Consider the following 19,632-nt stretch of genomic DNA (forward strand, 5'->3'; position numbering starts at 1 on the left):
GCACCGCTGCGCGGCGGCCGCGCCCGGCTCGCCGCTCGCCCTGGCCGTCGCCGGGCTGCCCGACGACGAGGCGTCGGGCGCGCTCGCGTTGATCCACAATGGACAGGACTGCGTCCGGGCGACGGCCGGGACCGCGGTCGCCGGCGGCGGGAAGCCGGTGCCGATCGACGGCCGGTTCCGCATCGGCAGCATGACGAAGACGTTCACCGCCGTGCTCGTGCTCCAGCTCGCCGCCGAGCACCGCATCGACCTCGACCTGACCGTGCAGCACTACCTGCCGGGGCTGCTGCCGGAGGGCACGGCGCCGGTGACCGTGCGGCAGCTCCTGACGTACACCAGCGGCATCCAGCACGTCATGGTCACGAACAAGGACCCGGCCTGGTTCCTCGCCCACCGGTACGACCACTGGCCGAAGGGCAGCCAGATCGACACCGCCGCCGGCCTGGCGTTCCCGCCGGGGACGATGCAGCGGTACGGCAACGTCGACTACATCGTCGCGGGGCTGCTCGTCGAGAAGGTCACCGGCCGCTCCTGGGAGTCGCAGATCCAGCGGCGGATCGTCGAGCCGCTCGGCCTGCGCGGCACCAGCGCGCCCGGCCGGTCGCTCGACGTGCCCGGCCCGCACGCCCACGGCTACGAGGCGACGCCGGAGGGCTGGGTCGACGTGACCCGGGCCGACACCTCGCTGCAGTGGTCGGCGGCGGCGGTCATCTCCACGGCGCCGGATCTCGACCGGTTCATGGTGGCGCTGTTCAGCGGCCGGCTGGTGCCGGAGCCGCAGCTGTCGGAGATGTTCACCGTCCCGGACGTGCCGATGTACGGCGGCGGCGCGGCGGTGTACAGCGCGGGGCTGACCCGCATCCCGGTGACCCCGACCGTGACGGTGTGGGGCAAGAGCGGCGACCGCCCGGGGTACAACAACGGCATGGGAGCCACGCGGGACCTGAGCCGGCGGCTGGTCTTCTCGGTGAACACGCTGCACATGGGCGGCACCGAGCAGCCGGTGCGCTCGCAGCGGATCATCGCCGCCGCGCTCGGTTAGCCGGTCACCTCGTACCGCACCGACACCTCGTCGGTGAGCACGACGGCGGCGCCGGGCCGCAGGGTCTGGCTGCCGCCGGCGGGCAGCGGCACCGGGCGCTCGCCGGGCTGCTGGATCACGGTGCCGTTGCGCGAGCCGAGGTCGACGGCGACCACGTCCCAGCCGTCGACCTGGATCTCCACGTGGCGGCGGGAGATGCCGTTGTTGGCGCTGGTCACGGTGACGTGACGGCGCAGGACGGGCTCCTCCGGGTCGGGCAGGCCGGGTGCGCGGCCGAGGATGACCGCGCGGTCGAGCGGGACCGTGTCGCCGCTGGGCAGGCGCAGCTGGCCGGGCAGCGGCAGGGCCACCTCGACCGCGCTCTGCGGCGGCACGGGCACCCGGCAGACCCGGCAGAGCACCGAGCCGGGCGGGTTGAGGTGCCCGACCACGCACCGCACCGCGGAAATCGTGGTGCGGGACCTCCGCTGGATGGGGACGGCGGCCGGGGCGGGGACGGCCGGCGGGTCGGCGGCCTCGGCCGTGCCGCGCAGGTCCGTCGTGAGCGGGGCGCTCGGGGCGCCGGAGGCGGACACCACGCCGGCCCGGAAGACCGACGAATCGGACGCGGCCGCGGGCACCAGCGGGGTCTCCCCGGTGGGCTGGCGCGGGACGGCCGGCGCCGCGGCGGCCGGCTCGGCCGGGGCCGGAGCCGCCGCCGGGTCCTCCGGCGACGGCTCGGCCTCCTCGTTCAGCCGGACCAGCAGCGACGACGCGAGGACGACGCCGCGGTCCACGGGCAGCTCGGCCGGGGCCGGCTTCGGCTCGTACGGCCCGGCCAGGCGGATCGTCGCGACCGGCCGGAACACGTCCCGGCCGGCCCCGTCCGCGGCGCGGACCGAGACGGTGTAGCCGTCGATGTCGAGCACCTCGGCGTGGGCGTCCCCCCGGACCAGGGCCCGGGCACCGTACATGTCCGCGCGGACGACGACGAAGCTCGCGGTACCGAAGGAGCCGCCGGACAGCACCGAGGCGATCTCGGCCGCCGTGGCGCCCGCCTGGACGAGCTTCCAGCACTCCTCGGTCTCCGGGTCGCCGGGCGCCACGTTGGCCAGCGCCCACACGCTCTTCCCGGCGAAGGCCAGCCAGTCCCCCGGCACGTAGCCCGTCATCGGCGCACGATCCTTTCACTCCCCCACCGCCACCAGTCGATCAGCGTAAGGGAAGGAGTCGATCAGACACGACTCCACTTCTGGTTGGATCCGCCACCGCACGTCCAGAGCTGCAACTGCGCCCCGTTGGCGCTGTTCCAGTCCTTGATGTCGACGCACTTGTTCGCCGACACGTTGACCAGGTCGCCCGCGGCGGACAGGGTGAAGCGCTGCACCGGGTTTCCGTTGCAGGTCACCAGCTGGATCGGGGTGCCGTCGGCGGTCCCGGCGGCGGCCGGGTCCATGCACTTGCCCAACGCGCGCAGCGTGCCGTCGGCGTTGAAGGTCCACTGCTGGGCGGCCGTGCCGTTGCAGTCGTACATCTGCAGCCGCGCCCCGTCGACCGGGTTCGCCCCGGGGATGTCGATGCAGCGGTTGCTGAAGTTCGAGCGCAGGGCGCTGGTGCCCCCGCCGCCGCCACCGCCGTCGGTGTACGCCGAGACGCGCACGTAGTCGACCAGCATCTGCTGCGGGAAGACGGTCGAGGCGTCCGGGTAGCCCGGCCAGTAGCCGCCGACGGCGACGTTCATGATCATGTAGAACGGGTGGTCGAAGACCCAGCGGTCGCCGCCGAGGTTCGCCGGGGTGATCCGGAAGTACTCCGAGCCGTCGAGGAACCACTGGATGAGGTTCGGCGACCAGTCGACCGAGTAGGTGTGGAAGCCGTCGCCGAGCGGCGCGCCGATGGTCCGGCCGGCGCCGATGCCCTCGGCGCCGGAGTAGCCGGGCCCGTGGACCGTGCCGTGGACCGTGTTCGGCTCCCGGCCGATGTTCTCCATGATGTCGATCTCGCCCTGGGTGGGCCAGCCGGCGGTACCGTCGCCGAGCATCCAGAACGCGGGCCAGATGCCCTGCCCCTTGGGGATCTTGATGCGGGCCTCGAAGCGCCCGTACCGCTGGGTGAACTTGCCCGAGGTCCGGATACGCGCCGACGTGTACTGGCAGTAGCCGTAGTGGCACTGGTAGTTCGCCGGGTTCTCCCTGCGCGCCGTGATGGCGAGCTGGCCCGCGCCGTTCTGCACGATGTTCGACGTACTGCTGGTGTAGTACTGCTGCTCGTTGTTGCCCCAGCCGCTGCCGCCGATGTCGAAGGCCCACTTCGACGTGTCGACGGGCGTGCCGGCCGGGGCGTTGAACTCGTCCTGCCAGGTGATGCCGCCGATGGCGGCGTTGGCGGCCTCCGGGCGCTCGATTGCGGCGAGCGCGCCGGTGAGCGTCACGGCCAGGGCGGCGGCCGCGACGAGCCTTCTGATGGGACGCATGGGGGTACCTCCGAATCGATGGTCGGCGATCGATGCGTCGGCTTATTCTGCGTCCCGAACTAATTAATGGGAAGGGTTGTTTACGAAAAACTTGGTACCGGAAGCGCGGGACCAGGGTCTGGAGCTGCGCGGACATCCCGGCCGGCTCGTCCGCGGCCTGGCGACCTCGGCGCGGGCCGGCGAGCTGCGCGAGGTCCACTCAGCCGATACCGGGCCCGACCGGGGCGTCGCCGCGCAGCGTGATGCGGTGCATGACCCGGTGGGCCGTGCCGTAGTCGCGGTTGGCGTAGTGGATGGTGCTGCGGTTGTCCCACATCGCCACGTCGCCCGGCCGCCAGCGGTGCCGCACGATGTGCTCGGGCTTGGTCAGATGGGCGTAGAGCAGGTCGAGGATGCCCCGGCTCTCGGCCTCCGACACGCCGACGACGTGCGAGGTGAAGCCCGGGTTGACGAAGAGGCCCTTGCGGCCGGTCTCCGGGTGGACCCGCACGACCGGGTGCTCGACCGGGTCGAGCCGGGTGACCACCTCGCCGTCCCAGACGCTGCCCTGCCCGCCGCGGCGCTGGGCCAGGTAGTAACCGAACTCGCGATTGCCGTCGTGCACGGCGGTGAGCCGGTCGGCGAGGTCGCGCACCGGCGCGGACAGCGACTCGTAGGCGAGCTGGCTGTCGGCCCAGCTCGTGTCGCCGCCCGACGGCGGCAGCGTGACGGCGCGCAGGATCGAGCCGAGCGGCGGGCGCCGCATGAACGTGACGTCGGTGTGCCACACGTCGGCGAAGCCGTTGTCGGCGCTGTCCAACGCGTAGATCTCCGGGTGCGCGTCGTCGACCCCGCCGACGACCGGGTGCGAGGCGGTCAGCTCGCCGAGCCGCCGGCCGAGGCGCACCTGCCCGTCCTCGTCGAGCTGCTGGTCGCGCAGGAACAGCACCTTGTGCTCCACGAGCGCGGCGCGGACGTCGGCGATCTCCGCGTCGGTGGCGCGGTCGAGGTCGACGCCGAACACCTCGGCGCCGAAGCGGGGGCCGAGCGGGTCGAGCTTCACGGTTTCCTCCTCACGGGGCAGCGGCCTCGCGGACGGCGTGGCCGATGGTCGCCCGGTACTGCGCGTACTCGGGCGAGCCGCGCAGCTCGTCCGGCTCGACGCCGGTGCGCGGCAGGTCGACGTCGAGGTCGAGGGCTACGCGGCCGGGGCGGCTGGTGAGCACCACGACGCGACTGCCGAGGTACACCGCCTCGTCCACACTGTGCGTGACGAACACGCAGGTCCGGCCGGTCTCGGCGGTCACCCGGCGCAGGTCCTCCTGCAGCCGCTCCCGGGTGAGCGCGTCCAGTGCGGCGAACGGCTCGTCGAGGAGCAGCAGCGGATTCGGTACCGCGAGCGCCCGCGCGATCGCCACCCGCTGCTGCTGGCCGCCGGAGATCTGCCACGTGCGCCGCCCGGCGACGTCGTCCAGCCCGACCCGGGCCAGCAGCTCGGGGACCTTCCGCAGCCGCTCCTCCCGCGGGACACCGGCGTATCGCAGGCCCAGCTCGACGTTGCCCCCGACGGTCTTCCAGGGCAGCAGCCTCGGCGCCTGGAAGACCAGCCCGGCGCCCCGGCCCGGCTCCGGCGCCGCCCCGGCGACGTGGACGGTGCCGGTGCTCGGGCGCTCGAAGCCAGCGACGAGCCGCAGCAGCGTGCTCTTGCCGCAGCCGGACGCGCCGACCAGGACCAGGAACGATCCCGCCGCGACGCGCAGGTCGATCGGGCCCAGCGCGGTGACCGTGTCGTAGCGGTGCTCGACGCCGGTCACCGCGATCGCCTCAGTACTTGAGGACATCCGGCAGGCCCTTGGTGTAGATGGCCTTCTCGACCGTGGCCAGGTCGGGCACGGCGTCGATCTTCTTCTGGGCCTTGAGGAACTCGGCCGCGGCGAGCAGGTTCTTCGCGAGGTCGCCGACCTTGTCCGGGGTGCCGAGCCACTCGCTCGTCGCGAGGTCGGCCGGCTTGAGGAAGACGCCCTGGCCGAGCTGGTGCTTGGCGTCCTCGGTGCTGATGTTGAGCTCCTTGCCGACGGCGGTCGCGGCGGCGGTGGGGTCGTTCGCGATGATGTCGAGCGCCTTGGCCTCGGCCTTGCGCCAGGCGTCGACGGCTTCCGGGTGGGCGTTCGCGAAGGCGGTCGAGACCACGCCGAGGTCGAGCGTCGGCTTGCCGGCGGTGGCCAGCTCGCGGCTGGAGATGAGCACCTTGCCGGTCTTCTTGAGCTCGTCGAGCGACGGCAGCCAGGTGTAGGCGGCGTCGAGGTCGCCACGGGTCCACGCGGCCTGGATGTCCTGCGGCTCCAGGTCGACGATGGTCAGCTCGGACTCCTTGACGCCGGCCTTGTCGAGCGCGGCGAGCAGGCTGTAGTGCGCGGTCGACGCGAACGGCGTGCCGACCTTCTTCCCGCGCAGGTCGGCGACGGCGTTGATGTTCGTGCCGTTGCGGGCGACGAGCGCCTCGTTGTCGCCGGCGACGTCGAGCACGAAGGCCACCTGGTACGGGATGTTCAGCGGTGCCGACAGCCCGCGGGCCACCGGGCTGGAGCCGATCGCGGCGATGTCGACGCTGCCGGCCACGAACGCGGTGTTGATGCTCGCACCGGAGTCGAACTTCGTCCAGGTGATGCTGTAGCCGGGCAGCGCCTTCTCCAGCAGGCCCTGGTTCTTCACGATGAGGTCGCCGCTCGGGAACGCCTGGTAGGCGATCCGGATCGTCTTCTTCTCCGGGTCCGCACCGCCACCGCCGGCGGCACCGTCACCGCAGGCGGCGGCAGCGCTGAGGGTGAGGGCCAGCGCGGCAACGAGTGCAATCTTCAAACGCACAGGGGTTCCCTTGTCTCTAGTATTTGCCACGCCAGGGGATCAGCCAGGTCTCGGCGCGCTTGAGCGCCGCGTCGATGAGCAGCCCGGACAGGCCGATCGCGAAGAGTCCGAGCACGACGACGTCGGTCTGGGAGTACCGCTGGGCGTCGCGGACCATGCCGCCGATGCCCGGTACCCCGTTGATGGTCTCGGCGGCGACGACCGAGGAGTACGCGACGCCGACCGCGATCCGGATGCCGGTGAAGATCTCCGGCAGCGCGCTGGGCAGCACCACGTCGCGGGTCGCCGCCCACCGGCTCGCGCCGAGCGCCCGGACGGCCTCTACGAGCGCCGTCGGCGCCGACTGCACGGCGGACGCGGTGGCCACCGCCACCGGCGGCAGCGCGGCGATCGACAGCAGCCACAGCTTGGGCGTCTCGTCGATGCCGAACCAGATGATGAACAGCGAGAAGTACGCCAGGGGCGGCAGCGCCCGCACGAACGTGACGACGGGCTCGGTGACCACCCGCACCCAGCCGACGGTGCCCATGACGACGCCGACGAGAAGCCCGCCCGCGACGCCGATCGCCGAGCCGATGAGGATCCGGCGCAGGCTGACCCCGAGGTGCTCGATGAGCAGGTGCCCGGAATAGCCGCGGGTGCCGTCGTGGACGGTCGAGGTCTGGACCAGGCGGTGCCAGACCGCGGCGGGCGACGGGATGAACGCGGGGTTGTCCATGACCACGGCTGTGACCTGCCACAGCACGCCAAGGACGACGAGCGCGACGGCCCGCAGCCCGAGCCGCCGCACCCAGGCCGCCCGGTCGCCCGCACTCCCGCCGCCGCGCTCGCCGGCAACCTCGGTCCCGGCGCCGGTCCGGCCGGCAGACACCACCGCCACGGCCGCCACCCCTCTCTCGGTAAGTCGCTAATTCCTACCGAAAAAGTAGACTAGAAGCAACCCTGGGTTATCCCCGCCACTCGTCGGCGAGCAGGGCGAAGGAGCGGACGCGGTCGGTGTGGTCGTGGGTGATCGTCGTGACCAGCAGCTCGTCCGCCGCCGTGGCGCGCCGCAGCGTGCGCAGGCGGTCGGCGACCTCGGGTGCGGTACCCACGAACTGGGTGTCCAGGCGGTCCTGGACCAGGGCCTGGTCCTCCGCCGTCCACGGGGCCGCCGCGGCCTCGGCCGGCGTCGGGAACGGAATCGCGCCGCGGCCGGTGCGGATGCTGTGCACCCACGGGGCGTAGCCCGCCGACAGGTGCCGTGCCTCCTGCGCCGTCGGCGCGACCACGACGTCGGCCGAGACGAGGACATACGGGCGGTCGAGGACCTCCGACGGGCGGAACGCGGCGCGGTACGCCTCGACGGCCTCCAGGACCGTCGCCGGGCTCACGTGGTAGTTGGCGGCGAACGGCAGGCCCCGCTCCCCCGCCACCGTGGCGCTCTGGCCGGCGCTGCTGCCCAGGATCCACAGCTCGACCTTCGCGCCCTCGCCGGGGGTGGCGTGGACGTCGACGCCGTCGCGGGCGTACGTGCCGGCGATCAGGGCGCGGATGTCGTCGACCACGTCGGCGAAGTCCGGGGACACCGCCTCGGGCTGCTGGAGCAGGGCGGCGTAGGCGGCCCACCGGGGCGAGGCGATGAGCTTCGCGAAGTCGAACGGCGGCGGGATCAGCAGGCCGTCGACGGTCAGCGGCTCGGTCCGCGGGGCCGGGCGGGGCGCGCCGAGGGCGGCGACCGCCTCGGCCCGGCGCTGGCCGGAGCGGCCGAGCCCGAGGTCGAGGCGGCCCGGGTGCACCGCGTCGAGGAGGCCGAACGACTCGACCACCGACAGCGCCGTCTGGTGGCCGACCTGGACCGCGCCCGAGCCGACCCGGATGCGGTCGGTGGCCGCCAGGATGAGGCCGATGAGCACGGCCGGGGCGGCGCTCGCGACGCCGTCGGCGAAGTGGTGCTCGGCGACCCAGTAGCGGTGGTAGCCGAACCGCTCGGCCCGCTGCGCGAGGTCGACCGTGTTGCGCAGTGCCTGGCCGGCGTCGCTGCCGGAGCTGATCGGCGCGAGGTCCAGGATGGAGAGTGGGACGGTCATCGCGGGACCTCCGGCGACGGGAACGGACGGCTGGGGATCTCCTTGCGCAGCACCGGGGCGATCTCGCTCTGGAACAGCTCCAGCGACGCGCGGTGCTGCTTGTCGGTGAGGCCGTCCGCGTCGGCCTGCAGATGCATCACCTCGTGGCCGAGGCGGGCGTGGTAGCGATGGACCTTGTCGATGATCTGCTGCGGGCTGCCGACCAGGATGGAGCTGCGCTCGATCGCGTCCTCCAGCGTCGGGAACACCGGCTGGACGCCGAAGCGCTGGAAGGCCTCCAGGCGGGCCGCGTAGATCGGGCGGTACGTCTCGATCGCCTCCTGCGACGTGCGCGCCGCGTAGAAGCCCGCGGTGCCGGCCCCGACCAGGGCCCGCTCGGCCGGCCAGCCGTGGAACTCGAGGCGCTCCCGGTAGTGGTTGACCAGCTCCTCGTAGGGCTCGACCGGGTTGGTGACGTTCGCCGAGAACAGCGGGTCGCCGTGCAGCGCGGCGAGCTCGACCGAGGCCTTGCTCGTCGCGCTGCCGTGCCAGATGCGGATCGGCTGCTGCAGCGGCCGCGGCAGCGTCTCCGCGTCGGACAGTGGCGGGCGGAACCGGCCCGACCAGGTGACCCGCTCCTCCCGCCACAGCTTGGTGAAGAGCTCGTAGCCCTCGCGGTTGCGGTCCCACTGGTCGTCGGCGGTGACGTGGAACAGCTTGGCCTGCGCGGCGCCGTTGCCCTTGCCGACGATGAGCTCCAGCCGCCCGTCGGAGAGGTTGTCCAGCGTGGAGTAGTCCTCGAAGGCGCGCACCGGGTCGAGCAGGCTGAGCGTGGTGACCGCGGTGAACAGCCGGATGGTGCTGGTCCGCGCGGCGATGTGGCTCAGCACGACCGGCGGCGACGAGGAGATGAACGGCTTCTCGTGCCGCTCGCCGACGCCGAAGCCGTCGAAGCCGAGCTCCTCGGCGAGGACCGCGTTGTCGACCACCTCGCGCAGCCGGTCCCGGGGCGACTTCCTGCCGTCGTGGACGATCAGGGTGATGGTGATGAACTTCAAAACACACCTTCCGCGAACGCGTAGGCCTCTTCCAGGTGCGGGTAGCCGGAGAGGATGAACTCGTCGATGCCGGCCGCGCGGTACTCGGCGATGCGGGCGGCGACCTCGGTGTGGCTGCCGACGAGCGCGGTGCCGGCGCCGCCGCGGACCAGGCCGATGCCGGCCCACAGGTTCGGCGCCACGACGAGCCGGTCCCGGTCGCCGCCGTGCAGGTCGAGCATGCGGCGCTGGCCGACCGAGTCGAGGCTGCGCAGGCTGGCCTGCCGTGCGCGGATCGTGTCGTCGTCGAGGCCGGCGATGAGCCGTTCGGCGTCGGCCCAGGCCTGGTCGGCGGTGGGGCGGGTGATGACGTGCAGCCGGATCCCGAAGCGGATCGGGCGCGCCGCCTCGGCCCGCACCTTGGCGACCTTCTCGGCGACCTGCTCGACCGGCTCGCCCCAGGTGAGGTAGACGTCGGCGTGCCGGGCGGCGAGGCTGATCGCGGCGGGCGAGGAGCCGCCGAGGTAGATCGTCGGCCGGGTCGCGGGTGGCTCGCGCAGCAGGCCGCCCTCGACCGTGTACTGCGGGCCCCGGTGGTCGAACCGCTCGCCGGACCACGCCTTGAGCACCACGTCGAGGAACTCGCCGGCGCGCTCGTAGCGGGCGTCGTGGTCGTGGAAGTCGCCGTAGCCGCGCTGCTCGGCGGCGCTGCTGCCGATGACGACGTTGAGCAGCAGCCGGCCTTCGGAGAGCCGCTGGAACGTGGCGGCCATCTGGGCGGCGAGGGCCGGCGCGATGAGGCCGGGCCGGAACGCGACGAGGAACTTCAGGCGGCGGGTCGCGGCGATGAGCGCGGCCGTGGTGAGCCAGGCGTCCTCGCAGTGCACGCCGGTCGGGGTCAGCACGCCGGCGTAGCCGAGCTGGTCGGCGGCGCGGGCGATCTGCGTGAGGTAGTCCAGCGTCGGCGCCCGGTGGGTCGCGGAGCGGGGCAGCGGCGACGTGTCGTCCGCGCCGATGATGCCGCCGTGGGTGCCGGCGCCGACGGCGTGGTCGTCGCCGCCGGTCGGCAGGAACCAGTGGTACACCGGATCACTCAGGTGCTCACTCATGGGCAAGCCCGAGATGGCCGCGCAGTGTCGTGGTCGTGTAGTCGGCCCGCAGCACGCCGCGCTCCTGCAGCAGCGGGACGACCTGGTCGACGAACTCGTCGAGCCCGCCGGGGACGATGTGCGGCACCAGGATGAACCCGTCGGCCGCGTCCTCCTGCACGTACCGGTTCAGCGTCTCGGCCACCGAGGCCGGCGTGCCGATGAACGTCTGCCGGCCGAAGACCTCGATGATGAGGTCGCGGATGCCGAGGCCCTTCTCCTCCGACAGGGCGCGCCACTGCTGCGCGGTGGCGACCGGGTCGTCGAACATCCGCGCGCGGCCCTTGATGATCGAGTCGTCGTCGAGGACCGGGTCGAACGCGGGCAGCGGCCCCTCCGGGTCGAAGTCGCTGAGGTCCTTGTTCCACAGCTGCTCCAGCAGCAGGATCGCGGTCTGCGGGCTGACCTGCTGGCGCCGCACGTGGTGGGCCCGCTCGCGCGCCTCCTCCTCGGTGTCGCCGAGGACGAAGGTGCTGGCCGGCAGGATCTTCAGCTCGTCCGGCCGCCGGCCGAACCCGGCCATGCGGCCCTTCACGTCGGCGTAGAACGCCTTGGCGTCCTCGAACGTCCCGTGCCGGGAGAAGATCGCGTCGGCGTCCCGGGCGGCGAAGTCGCGGCCCGGGCCCGAGTCGCCGGCCTGGATGATGAGCGGCCGGCCCTGCGGGCTGCGCGGCACGGTGAAGTGCCCCTCGATGTCGATGTGCTGTCCCTTGTGGACGAACGCGCCGGGCGCGCCGTGCCGCACGAACACGCCGCTCGCCGGGTCGGCCACGACCTCGCCGGCCGGCCAGGTCGCCCACAGCTCGCGGGCGGTCTGGAGCACCTCGGCGGCGCGGGTGTAGCGGTCCGCGCGGTCGAGGTAGCCGCCCCGGCGGAAGTTCTCGCCGGTGAAGGCGTCGGACGAGGTGACGATGTTCCAGCCGGCCCGGCCGCCGGAGAGGTGGTCGAGGGTGGCCAGCTTGCGGGCCAGCTCGTAGGGCTCGTTGAAGGTGGCGTTGACGGTGCCGGTGAGCCCGAGCCGGGTGGTCACCGCGGCCAGGCCGGCCAGCACGGTGAGGGCGTCGGGGCGGCCGACGACGTCGAGGTCGTGGATGCGCCCGCGCTGCTCGCGCAGGCGCAGGCCCTCGGCGAGGAAGAAGAAGTCGAACTTGCCGCGCTCCGCGGTACGGGCGAAGCGCTCGAACGAGTCGAACGCGATCTGGCTGCCGGAGGCGGGGTCGCTCCACACCGTCGTGTTGTTGACGCCCGGGAAGTGGGCGGCCAGGATCACCTGCTTGGTCATGCGGTCACTCCGGCGGCGTAGCGGTTCGGCGCGGCGGGCAGGCCCAGGTGCCCGCGCAGGGTGGTCTCCGAGTAGGCGGCGCGGAACGCCCCGCGGGTGCGCAGCTCGGGCACCAGCCCGTCGACGATCGCGGTGAGGTCGGCCGGGAGCACGCCGGGCCGCAGGCGGAAGCCGTCGAGCCCGGCCGCCTGCCACTCCAGCAGCAGGTCCGCGAGCTGCGCCGGGGTGCCGGTGAAGATGAACGCGTCGCTGGTCACCTCGTCGAGCTCGTCGAGGCGCGCCTTCTCCGCGGCGTCGAAGAAGACCACGACGTCGGCCCAGACCTGGATCGGCCGCTCGGTGAGCGAGCGCACCTCGGCGGCGATCGCGGCCGCCTGCGCGGCGTCGGCCGGGGTGATGTACACGATGTCGGCGGCGGCCGCGGCGAACTCGTACGGCACCCGCTGGTGCGCGAGGGCGGTGACCACCGGCTGGCCCTGCGGCGGGCGCGGCGTGATCGACGGGCCCTTGACGCTGAAGCGCGGCCCGCTGAAGTCGACGTAGTGCAGCTTGTCGCGGTCGACGAACCGGCCGGTGGCGACGTCGCGGATCTCGGCGTCGTCCTCCCAGCTGTCCCAGAGCCGCCGGACGGCCTCCACGTGGTCGGCGGCCTCGGCGAAGAGCTCGTCGATCGCCTCCATCCCGGTCGTGCGGTGACCGAAGAAGTGGCGGGCCTCGTTCGGGCGGCCGGAGACCTGGACCCGCCAGCCGGCCCGGCCGCGGCTGAGGTAGTCGAGCGTGGCGAGCTGGGTGGAGACGTGGAACGGCTCGGTGTAGGTGGTGGTGACCGTCGGTACCAGGCCGATGTGCCGGGTGACCGGGGCGATCCGCGCCGCGATGAGCAGCGCGTCGAGCCGCCCCTTGACCCGGTCGGCGCGGCCGTCGAGCTCCATGAAGTCGCCGGACTGCAGGCCGAGCGAGTCCTCGATGGTGACGAAGTCGAGCGTGCCGCGCTCCGCCTCGCGGACCAGCCGCAGCCAGTACGCGGGTGCGAACAGCTCGGCGGGGCCGGCGCCGGCGGCGCGCCAGGCAGCCGGGTGCCAGCCGGCGCCGTCGAGGGCGGCGGCGAGGTGCAGCTCCTGGGTCATGCGGGGATTCCTTCCGGGCGCTCGGCCGGCGCCGTCCAGTCCAGGGTGTTCGGCGTCCTGAACGTGCTGAAGTCGGTGGTGTCGCGGAACGCCGGGACGGTGTAGAGGTCCCGCGCGTAGGCCCACAGGTGCGGGTGGTCGGCCAGGCCCGCGCCGTGCCGCACGAGGGTTACCCACAGCCGCACGTCGGCCTGGGTGATCGACGGGCCGGTGAGGTACCGCCGCGTGGCGAGGCGCTCGTCGAGCGTCGCGAACGCGCCTTCGACGTCGCCGCCCTGGTTCACCGCGGGGCCGATCCACTCGTCGAGCGCCTCGATCTCCTCGCGCAGCGCCTCCGGATAGGTGTCGACCACCGGCTCGGCGATCGACCGGAACCTCGTGGCGAGGTCGATGCCCAGCGTCTTGTACTCGTTGCTCAGCACCCGGCCGGTCGCCCGGTCCCACAGCGTCGGCACCGAGACGTGGCCGTCGAACCCGGGCTCGGTCGCCTCGTAGGCCTGCCGCAGCAGGGTGAAGCCGTTGACCGGGTCGGGCCCGTACTTCTCGCGGAAGGCCCAGCCGCGGCCGTCGCGGGCGTTGTCGACGTACGAGACGCCGACGACGTCGCGCAGGCCGGCCAGCTCGATCGTGATCGTGATCCGCTGGGCCCACGGGCAGAACCAGCCCGCGTAGACGTGGTAGCGGCCGGCCTCGGCCTCGGTGATCCGGCCGGCGAACCGGTAGAGCGGCCGGGGGTCGCCGGGGTCGCGGACGACCCGGTACTCCCCGTGCGCGGTCGTGTCGACCGGGCTGGCAAGGCGGCTGGAGCGCGGCAGTCTCGACATGGTGCACCTCCGGAGCGGGATAGCCGACTAATCCTACGTGCAAGATATGGTATTGGCCAGGGGTTCGTGACGCGGACCTCGGTTCGTTGACTTGCACCGATGCGCGCTGCTGCACTGGCGGGACCGATGCCGCGAGTCCGGCACCTTCCCACGCTGCTGTCCCGCGTTCGTACTTTCGCCACGCACATTGAGGATCTTCTATGCGAAAACACCTCGCCACCCTCGCCCTCGTCGGCTTACTCCTGTCCGGGTGCGCCGGCTCCGCCGCCGAACCGGACGCTGACGCCGGCGCCCCGGTCCAGGGCGGCTCGCTCACCTGGGCCGTCGAGACCGAGCCGATCACGTTCAACCCGCACCAGTACGCGCAGGCCAAGGCCCGCCTGCTGGTCTGGAACAGCTTCGAGGCGCTGCTCACCCACGACGACAAGGGCGGCTACCTGCCCTGGCTCGCCAAGTCCTGGGACGTCTCCGCCGACGGCCTGACCTACACGTTCAAGCTCCGCGAGGGCGTGACCTTCCACGACGGCGAGAAGTTCGACGCCGCCGCGGTGAAGGCCAACCTCGACCAGCTGCTGGTGTCCGGCTACGCCCCCGGGGTGGCCTCGACCCAGCTCAAGAACTACCAGGACGCCAAGGTCGTGGACGCGGGCACCATCGAGGTACACCTCAAGAAGCCCGACGTGCTGATCCTGGACTTCTTCGCCTCGCCGCAGGGCGCCCAGGTCTCGCCGAAGTCGCTCAAGAGCCCCGACCTCAAGGCCGGCGGCCCCGACGTGGTCGGCACCGGGCCGTTCATCCTGGACCGCTACACGAAGGGCCAGGAGGTGCACTACAAGAAGAACCCGGCCTACCAGTGGGCGCCGGAGAACGCCGGCCACCAGGGGCCGGCCTACCTCGACGAGATCACCTACCGGTTCCTCAAGGAGTCGTCGGTGCGCATCGGCGCGCTGACCTCCGGCCAGGTCGACGTGGTCGAGGGCGTGCCCGCGACCGAGCAGGAGCTGGTCAAGGGCGACCCCAACCTCACCTTCAGCAAGCAGCTCAACAGCGGTACCGCCTACAGCTACTACTTCAACCAGACCCGCGCGCCGTTCGACGACCTCCGGGTCCGCAAGGCCTTCCGCGACGCCGTCGACGTCGACGCCCTCCTCCAGGGTGTGTACCGCGGCACGGCGACCCGGGCGTGGAGCATCGTCAGCCCGTCGAGCCAGTTCTACGACGCCACGCTGGAGAAGACCTACGGCAACAACCCGGCGAACGCCAACAAGCTGCTCGACGAGGCCGGCTGGGCCACGAAGGACGCCGAGGGCTTCCGCACCAAGGACGGCAAGCGGCTGACGGCACGCATCTTCCTGTCGGCGCCGTTCGTGCGGGACAAGCGCGACATCCTCGCCCAGGCCGTGCAGGCCGCGGTGAAGCAGTCCGCCGGCATCGACCTCCAGGTCAAGGTCGTCGACCAGGGCACCGCGACCGACGCGCTCAACAAGGGCGACTTCGAGGTCTTCGACAACTCCCGCGCCGACACAGACGCCGGCGCCGCGCTCACCCTGATCCTGCCCAAGGGCGCGCCGATCAACCGGCACGGCTTCACCTCGCCGGAGATCGACGAGCAGGTCGCCCAGGCCCAGGCCACGCAGGACACGGCCAAACGCAAGGAGTTGTACCTCAAGCTCCAGCAGACCGTGGTCGCCGACAACGCGACGCTGCTGCCGCTGTACGCGCCGCAGGACCAGATCGCCGCGCAGAAGAAGGTCGGCGGCCTGAAGTTCGAGCCGACCGCCGGCGTGCCGGGCAGCGCGTACAACGTCTGGATCGGCAAGTAGCACCATGCTGGCCGCGATCCTGAAACGGCTGGGCAGCGGGGCGGTGGTCCTCTGGGCCGCCGCCTCCGCGGCGTACCTCGCGCTGCGGCTCGCCCCCGGCGACACCATCGACACGCTCGTGGGCGACGGGCCCGACACGCCCGTCATCCGCGCCCAGATCGCCAAGGACCTCGGCCTGGACCGGCCGGCCGTCGTGCAGTACGCCGACTACCTCTGGCGGCTGCTGCACGGCGACTTCGGCCGCTCCTACGTACTGCAGCGGCCGGTGATCGACATCATCGGCAGCCAGATCTGGCCGACCGTGAAGCTGACCCTGGTCGCGTCGGCGTTCAGCGTGGTCATCGCGGTCGGCCTGGCGGTGCTCACCGCTGGCCGGGCCCGCTGGCTGCGCGGTCTCGTGTCCGGCGTCGAGCTGACCGTGGTGTCGGCGCCCGGCTTCCTCATCGGCATCCTGCTGCTGAGCGTCTTCTCGTTCCGGCTCGGCTGGTTCCCGGTCTCCGGCGACCGCGACGTGTCCGCGCTGGTCCTGCCGGCGCTCGCGCTCGCCCTGCCGATCGGCGGCGTGCTCAGCCAGGTCATCCGGGAGGGCCTGGAACGGGCGCTGGACGAGCCGTTCGCGGTGACCGCCCGGTCCCGCGGCCTGACCCGGCTGGCCCTGGTCTGGCGGCACGCCCTGCGCCACGCGCTGCTGCCCGCGGTGACGCTCGCCGGCACGCTCATCGGCTTCATGCTGAGCGCGGCCGTCATCGTCGAGCGGGTGTTCGGCCGGCCCGGCCTCGGCGAGGTCGCCACCGAGGCGGTGAGCAGCAAGGACATCCCGGTCGTGCTGGCCGTGGTGATGCTCGCGGCCGCCATCTACGTCGCGCTCAGCCTGCTGGCCGACCTCGCGTACCTGCTGATCGACCCGCGACTGCGGAAGGGCTGAGTATCGATGACCGCCACGCTCGAAGCACCGATTGTCGTGGATGTCGCGGCGCCTGCGCCGGCCCGGAAGCGGCCCACCCCCGGCGTCGTCGCCGCCGTCGCGTTCCTGGCGGTGATCGCCGTCGCCGTCGCCGCCCCCGGGCTGCTGGCCGGGGCCGACCCGCTCGCCGCCGACCCGATGCGCGCGCTGGAGGCGCCGAGCGCCGCGCACTGGTTCGGCACCGACCAGCTCGGCCGCGACGTGTTCACCCGGGTCGTGCACGGCGCGCGCTACTCGCTGAGCATCGGCGTCGCCTCCACCCTGCTGTCGGTCGTCGCCGGCGGCCTCGTGGGACTGGTCGCGGGGCTCGCGCCGCGCGCCGTCGACGAGGTGCTCAGCCGGGCGCTCGACGTGCTGTCGGCGTTTCCCGAGGTACTGCTGGCGCTGCTGTTCATCGCGTTCACCGAGCCCGGCACGCCCAGCCTGATCATGGCGATCGCGCTGGCGTTCGCGCCCCGCTACGGCCGGATGGTCCGGGCCCAGACGCTGCTCGTGCGGCGGTCCGGCTACGTCGAGCAGGCGGTGACGTTCGGCCTGTCGCGGGTGCGGCTCGTCGCTCGGCACGTGCTGCCCAACGTGCTCGGCCCGCTGCCGATCCTGGCCACGATCGGCCTCGGCGCCGCCGTCGTCAACGCGGCCGCGCTGTCGTTCCTCGGCATGGGCCCGCAGCCGCCGTCGCCCGAGTGGGGCGCGATGCTCTCGGAGAGCCGCAACTACCTGCGGGTGGCCTGGTGGGCGGCGATCCTGCCGGGCGCCACGCTCACCCTGACCGTTATCGCGCTCACCGCGGTCGGCCGCCGGCTGCAGGCGCGGTTCGAGGGGAGGCACTGATGGCGCCGCTGGTGTCCGTCGACAACCTGCGCGTGACGTTCCCGGGCCCGATCGAGGCGGTGCGCGGGATCAGCTTCGAGATCGAGCCCGGCGAGTGCGTCGCGATCGTCGGCGAGAGCGGCTCGGGCAAGAGCGTGACCGCCCGGACCCTGGTCGGCCTGGCCGGCGACTCGGCGGTGGTCCGGGCGGACCGGCTCGTCGTCGACGGGCGCGACACGAACGGCTTCACCGACCGCGACTGGCGCCGGCTGCGCGGGCGCGCCACCGGCCTCGTACTGCAGGACGCGCTCGTGTCGCTCGACCCGCTCAACACGGTCGGCCAGGAGATCGGCGAGGTGCTGCGCACCCACCGCATCGGCACCGCGGCCGACCGCTCGGCCCGGGTGACCGCGCTGCTGTCGTCCGTCCACGTGCCCGAGCCCGAGCTCCGCGCGCGCCAGTACCCGCACCAGCTCTCCGGCGGCCTGCGCCAGCGGGCCCTCATCGCCTCGGCGATCGCGGCCGACCCGCCGCTGCTCATCGCCGACGAGCCGACCACGGCCCTCGACGTCACCGTGCAGGCGCAGCTGCTGCGGCTGCTGGCCGAGCGGCGCGCGGCCGGCTCCGCGCTGCTGCTGGTGAGCCACGACCTCGCCGTCGTGGCCGGGATCGCCGACCGGGTCCTGGTGATGCGCGCGGGCGAAATCGTCGAGCAGGGCCCGGCCGCGACGCTGCTGTCGGCGCCGTCCCACCCGTACACCCGGCTGCTCCTGGCCGCCGTCCCCACTGCGGCGTCGCGCGGGCAGCGGCTCAGCGTGGTCGAGCGCACCCCGCTGCCGCCCCGCGCGGTCGCACCCTCGCAGGTCGTGCTGTCGGCCACCGGCGTCCACAAGCACTACGGCGCCCGTCACGCGGTGAACGACGTCAGTTTCGCCCTCGCCCGCGGCGAGACGCTCGGCGTGGTCGGCGAGTCCGGGTCGGGCAAGACGACCCTGGCCCGCATCGCGCTCGGCCTGGTCGAGCCGTCGGCCGGTGCGGTGCACCTCGGCGACGTGCCGTGGACCGGCGTCCCGGAGCGCCGACGCCGTCCGCACCGGCGGCGGCTCCAGGTGGTGTCGCAGGACCCGTTGAGCTCGTTCGATCCGCGGTACACGGTCGAGCAGCTGGTCGGCGAGCCGCTCGCCCTGCGCGGCCGGGCGCGCCGCGACCGCGTGGTCGAGCTGCTGGAGCGCGTCGGGCTCGGCGCCGCGGACCTGCGCCGCCACCCGCGCCGGATGTCGGGCGGGCAGCGGCAGCGGGTGGCGATCGCTCGGGCGGTCGGCCCGCGCCCCGACGTCCTGGTCTGCGACGAGCCGGTGTCCGCGCTGGACGTGTCGATCCAGGCCCAGGTCCTCGACCTGCTGGCCGACCTGCAGGCGGCGGACGGCACCGCGCTCCTGTTCATCTCCCACGACCTGGGCGTGGTGCACCACCTGGCGGACCGCGTCCTGGTGATGCACGACGGCCGGGTGGTCGAGGAGGGCCCGGTGACGTCGGTCTTCACGGCCCCGGCGCACGACTACACCCGCGCGCTGCTGGCCGCCCTGCCCACCCTGGAGCCTGCCCAGCGCGGGCGCCCCTGACCGTCGGCCAGCTGCGGCCTAACCCGCTCGATCTTGGACTGGTGGTCCCGGATTTGTCCGCCTTTATCGGATATTTCCGGGCCACAACTCCAAGATCGCCGCGACGTTGACCGCGGTGGATGATGGCTTGCGCGGCCCCGGGTCATGATCGTGGGAAACATCCGGCTGCCATGACGACCAGAAGTTTCCCTTGATCATGGCGAGGCCGGGTGCGGCCATGATCCATGGAGCGTTCTGGTTGCCATGGCAGCCGGAACTCGCCATGGATCATGAAGCCGGGCCGTTGAGGCCGGAGCGTCAGGCAGCCGAGGCGTACACCGCGGCCGGCTGGGTCAGCTCCGCCTGGTCGCGCGGCGTGCCCCGCCCCGGTCGATCGACTCCGCCATCGCCGACGCCCGCCGCGCCCCTCACGGAGGCGCTGATCGATCCCCCCGGGACTCGGGAGGGACCATCACGAGCATCGAACAACGCCTCCATTCCGCCGAGCCGAGGGTGGCCGATAGCGGTGGCCGATAGCGGTGGCCGATGGCGGGCGGCGGCGGCAGGCGGATGGCGGCCGATGGCGGGCGGCGGCGGCAGGCGGATGGCGGCCGATGGCGGGCGGCGGCG

General features: G+C 72.9%; 18 protein-coding genes. 5 read left to right on the top strand and 13 right to left on the bottom strand.

Annotated features, from left to right (window positions below; translation table 11 throughout):
• Positions 1–1,042 (top strand): serine hydrolase domain-containing protein (locus ABZS66_RS51135; RefSeq protein ID WP_354770370.1); only part of this gene is annotated, 1,042 nt, incomplete at its 5' end.
• Here ABZS66_RS51135 and ABZS66_RS51140 read toward each other — a convergent pair.
• The 12 genes from ABZS66_RS51140 to ABZS66_RS51195 form a co-directional block, all read right to left on the bottom strand.
• The gene (locus ABZS66_RS51140; RefSeq protein ID WP_354770372.1) at positions 1,039–2,193 is read right to left on the bottom strand and encodes an FHA domain-containing protein; all 1,155 of its coding nucleotides are present in this window, start codon (positions 2,191–2,193) and stop codon (positions 1,039–1,041) included. The genes ABZS66_RS51135 and ABZS66_RS51140 overlap by 4 nt on opposite strands.
• Positions 2,194–2,255: 62 nt before the next feature.
• Positions 2,256–3,494: a family 16 glycosylhydrolase gene (locus tag ABZS66_RS51145; protein ID WP_354770374.1), complete on the bottom strand. Its 1,239-nt coding sequence runs from the start codon at positions 3,492–3,494 to the stop codon at positions 2,256–2,258.
• Positions 3,495–3,693: 199 nt separating this feature from the next.
• The gene (locus tag ABZS66_RS51150; protein ID WP_354770376.1) at positions 3,694–4,536 is read right to left on the bottom strand and encodes a TauD/TfdA family dioxygenase; all 843 of its coding nucleotides are present in this window, start codon (positions 4,534–4,536) and stop codon (positions 3,694–3,696) included.
• Between the two features lie 10 nt (positions 4,537–4,546).
• Positions 4,547–5,314: an ABC transporter ATP-binding protein gene (locus ABZS66_RS51155; protein WP_354770378.1), complete on the bottom strand. Its 768-nt coding sequence runs from the start codon at positions 5,312–5,314 to the stop codon at positions 4,547–4,549.
• Complete coding sequence (locus tag ABZS66_RS51160) at positions 5,298–6,338, bottom strand: glycine betaine ABC transporter substrate-binding protein (RefSeq protein WP_354770380.1); 1,041 nt, start codon at positions 6,336–6,338, stop codon at positions 5,298–5,300. Before ABZS66_RS51160 ends, ABZS66_RS51155 begins: the two co-directional genes overlap by 17 nt.
• A gap of 16 nt (positions 6,339–6,354) precedes the next feature.
• The gene (locus tag ABZS66_RS51165) at positions 6,355–7,218 is read right to left on the bottom strand and encodes an ABC transporter permease (RefSeq protein ID WP_354770382.1); all 864 of its coding nucleotides are present in this window, start codon (positions 7,216–7,218) and stop codon (positions 6,355–6,357) included.
• A 67-nt stretch (positions 7,219–7,285) separates the two neighbouring features.
• On the bottom strand, positions 7,286–8,407 hold the full coding sequence (locus tag ABZS66_RS51170; RefSeq protein ID WP_354770384.1) for an LLM class flavin-dependent oxidoreductase: 1,122 nt from the start codon (positions 8,405–8,407) through the stop codon (positions 7,286–7,288).
• Positions 8,404–9,444: an LLM class flavin-dependent oxidoreductase gene (locus tag ABZS66_RS51175; protein WP_354770386.1), complete on the bottom strand. Its 1,041-nt coding sequence runs from the start codon at positions 9,442–9,444 to the stop codon at positions 8,404–8,406. Before ABZS66_RS51175 ends, ABZS66_RS51170 begins: the two co-directional genes overlap by 4 nt.
• Entirely contained in the window at positions 9,441–10,532 is a 1,092-nt protein-coding gene (locus ABZS66_RS51180) for an LLM class flavin-dependent oxidoreductase (RefSeq protein WP_354770388.1), read from the bottom strand. Before ABZS66_RS51180 ends, ABZS66_RS51175 begins: the two co-directional genes overlap by 4 nt.
• The gene (locus tag ABZS66_RS51185) at positions 10,525–11,853 is read right to left on the bottom strand and encodes an NtaA/DmoA family FMN-dependent monooxygenase (RefSeq protein WP_354770390.1); all 1,329 of its coding nucleotides are present in this window, start codon (positions 11,851–11,853) and stop codon (positions 10,525–10,527) included. Before ABZS66_RS51185 ends, ABZS66_RS51180 begins: the two co-directional genes overlap by 8 nt.
• Positions 11,850–12,980, bottom strand: coding sequence for an LLM class flavin-dependent oxidoreductase (locus tag ABZS66_RS51190; RefSeq protein ID WP_354770392.1), 1,131 nt, complete (start codon positions 12,978–12,980; stop codon positions 11,850–11,852). The genes ABZS66_RS51185 and ABZS66_RS51190 overlap by 4 nt, the downstream gene beginning before the upstream one ends.
• The gene (locus tag ABZS66_RS51195; RefSeq protein ID WP_354770394.1) at positions 12,977–13,804 is read right to left on the bottom strand and encodes a glutathione S-transferase C-terminal domain-containing protein; all 828 of its coding nucleotides are present in this window, start codon (positions 13,802–13,804) and stop codon (positions 12,977–12,979) included. The genes ABZS66_RS51190 and ABZS66_RS51195 overlap by 4 nt, the downstream gene beginning before the upstream one ends.
• A gap of 200 nt (positions 13,805–14,004) precedes the next feature.
• On the opposite strand from ABZS66_RS51195, the gene ABZS66_RS51200 reads away from it, so the two are divergent.
• From ABZS66_RS51200 to ABZS66_RS51215, 4 genes are read left to right on the top strand one after another with little or no spacing between them, the layout of a single operon-like run.
• Complete coding sequence (locus tag ABZS66_RS51200; protein WP_354770396.1) at positions 14,005–15,627, top strand: ABC transporter substrate-binding protein; 1,623 nt, start codon at positions 14,005–14,007, stop codon at positions 15,625–15,627.
• Positions 15,628–15,631: 4 nt separating this feature from the next.
• Positions 15,632–16,552, top strand: a complete 921-nt coding sequence (locus ABZS66_RS51205) for an ABC transporter permease (RefSeq protein ID WP_354770398.1) — start codon at positions 15,632–15,634, stop codon at positions 16,550–16,552.
• 6 nt (positions 16,553–16,558) lie between these two features.
• Positions 16,559–17,422, top strand: a complete 864-nt coding sequence (locus ABZS66_RS51210; RefSeq protein ID WP_354770400.1) for an ABC transporter permease — start codon at positions 16,559–16,561, stop codon at positions 17,420–17,422.
• Positions 17,422–19,023 (top strand): ABC transporter ATP-binding protein, encoded by a 1,602-nt coding sequence (locus tag ABZS66_RS51215; RefSeq protein ID WP_354770402.1) that lies wholly within the window; start codon positions 17,422–17,424, stop codon positions 19,021–19,023. The genes ABZS66_RS51210 and ABZS66_RS51215 overlap by 1 nt, the downstream gene beginning before the upstream one ends.
• Before the next feature lie 297 nt (positions 19,024–19,320).
• On the opposite strand, the gene ABZS66_RS51220 is transcribed toward ABZS66_RS51215, so the two are convergent.
• A partial coding sequence (locus tag ABZS66_RS51220) for a hypothetical protein (RefSeq protein WP_354770404.1) occupies positions 19,321–19,632 on the bottom strand: 312 nt, incomplete at its 5' end.

The organism is Dactylosporangium sp. NPDC005572, assembly GCF_040605515.1.
In the GTDB taxonomy this organism is placed as follows: Bacteria; Actinomycetota; Actinomycetes; order Mycobacteriales; family Micromonosporaceae; genus Dactylosporangium.

What these genes read in the sequence shown, in the direction of transcription:
- ABZS66_RS51180 (WP_354770388.1), bottom strand. Translation starts at nt 10,532, where the DNA reads ATGAGTGAGCACCTGAGTGATCCGGTGTACCACTGGTTCCTGCCGACC.
- ABZS66_RS51170 (WP_354770384.1), bottom strand. Translation starts at nt 8,407, where the DNA reads ATGACCGTCCCACTCTCCATCCTGGACCTCGCGCCGATCAGCTCCGGC.
- ABZS66_RS51155 (WP_354770378.1), bottom strand. Translation starts at nt 5,314, where the DNA reads ATGTCCTCAAGTACTGAGGCGATCGCGGTGACCGGCGTCGAGCACCGC.
- ABZS66_RS51185 (WP_354770390.1), bottom strand. Translation starts at nt 11,853, where the DNA reads ATGACCAAGCAGGTGATCCTGGCCGCCCACTTCCCGGGCGTCAACAAC.
- ABZS66_RS51215 (WP_354770402.1), top strand. Translation starts at nt 17,422, where the DNA reads ATGGCGCCGCTGGTGTCCGTCGACAACCTGCGCGTGACGTTCCCGGGC.
- ABZS66_RS51140 (WP_354770372.1), bottom strand. Translation starts at nt 2,193, where the DNA reads ATGACGGGCTACGTGCCGGGGGACTGGCTGGCCTTCGCCGGGAAGAGC.
- ABZS66_RS51195 (WP_354770394.1), bottom strand. Translation starts at nt 13,804, where the DNA reads ATGTCGAGACTGCCGCGCTCCAGCCGCCTTGCCAGCCCGGTCGACACG.
- ABZS66_RS51145 (WP_354770374.1), bottom strand. Translation starts at nt 3,494, where the DNA reads ATGCGTCCCATCAGAAGGCTCGTCGCGGCCGCCGCCCTGGCCGTGACG.
- ABZS66_RS51205 (WP_354770398.1), top strand. Translation starts at nt 15,632, where the DNA reads ATGCTGGCCGCGATCCTGAAACGGCTGGGCAGCGGGGCGGTGGTCCTC.
- ABZS66_RS51210 (WP_354770400.1), top strand. Translation starts at nt 16,559, where the DNA reads ATGACCGCCACGCTCGAAGCACCGATTGTCGTGGATGTCGCGGCGCCT.
- ABZS66_RS51200 (WP_354770396.1), top strand. Translation starts at nt 14,005, where the DNA reads ATGCGAAAACACCTCGCCACCCTCGCCCTCGTCGGCTTACTCCTGTCC.
- ABZS66_RS51190 (WP_354770392.1), bottom strand. Translation starts at nt 12,980, where the DNA reads ATGACCCAGGAGCTGCACCTCGCCGCCGCCCTCGACGGCGCCGGCTGG.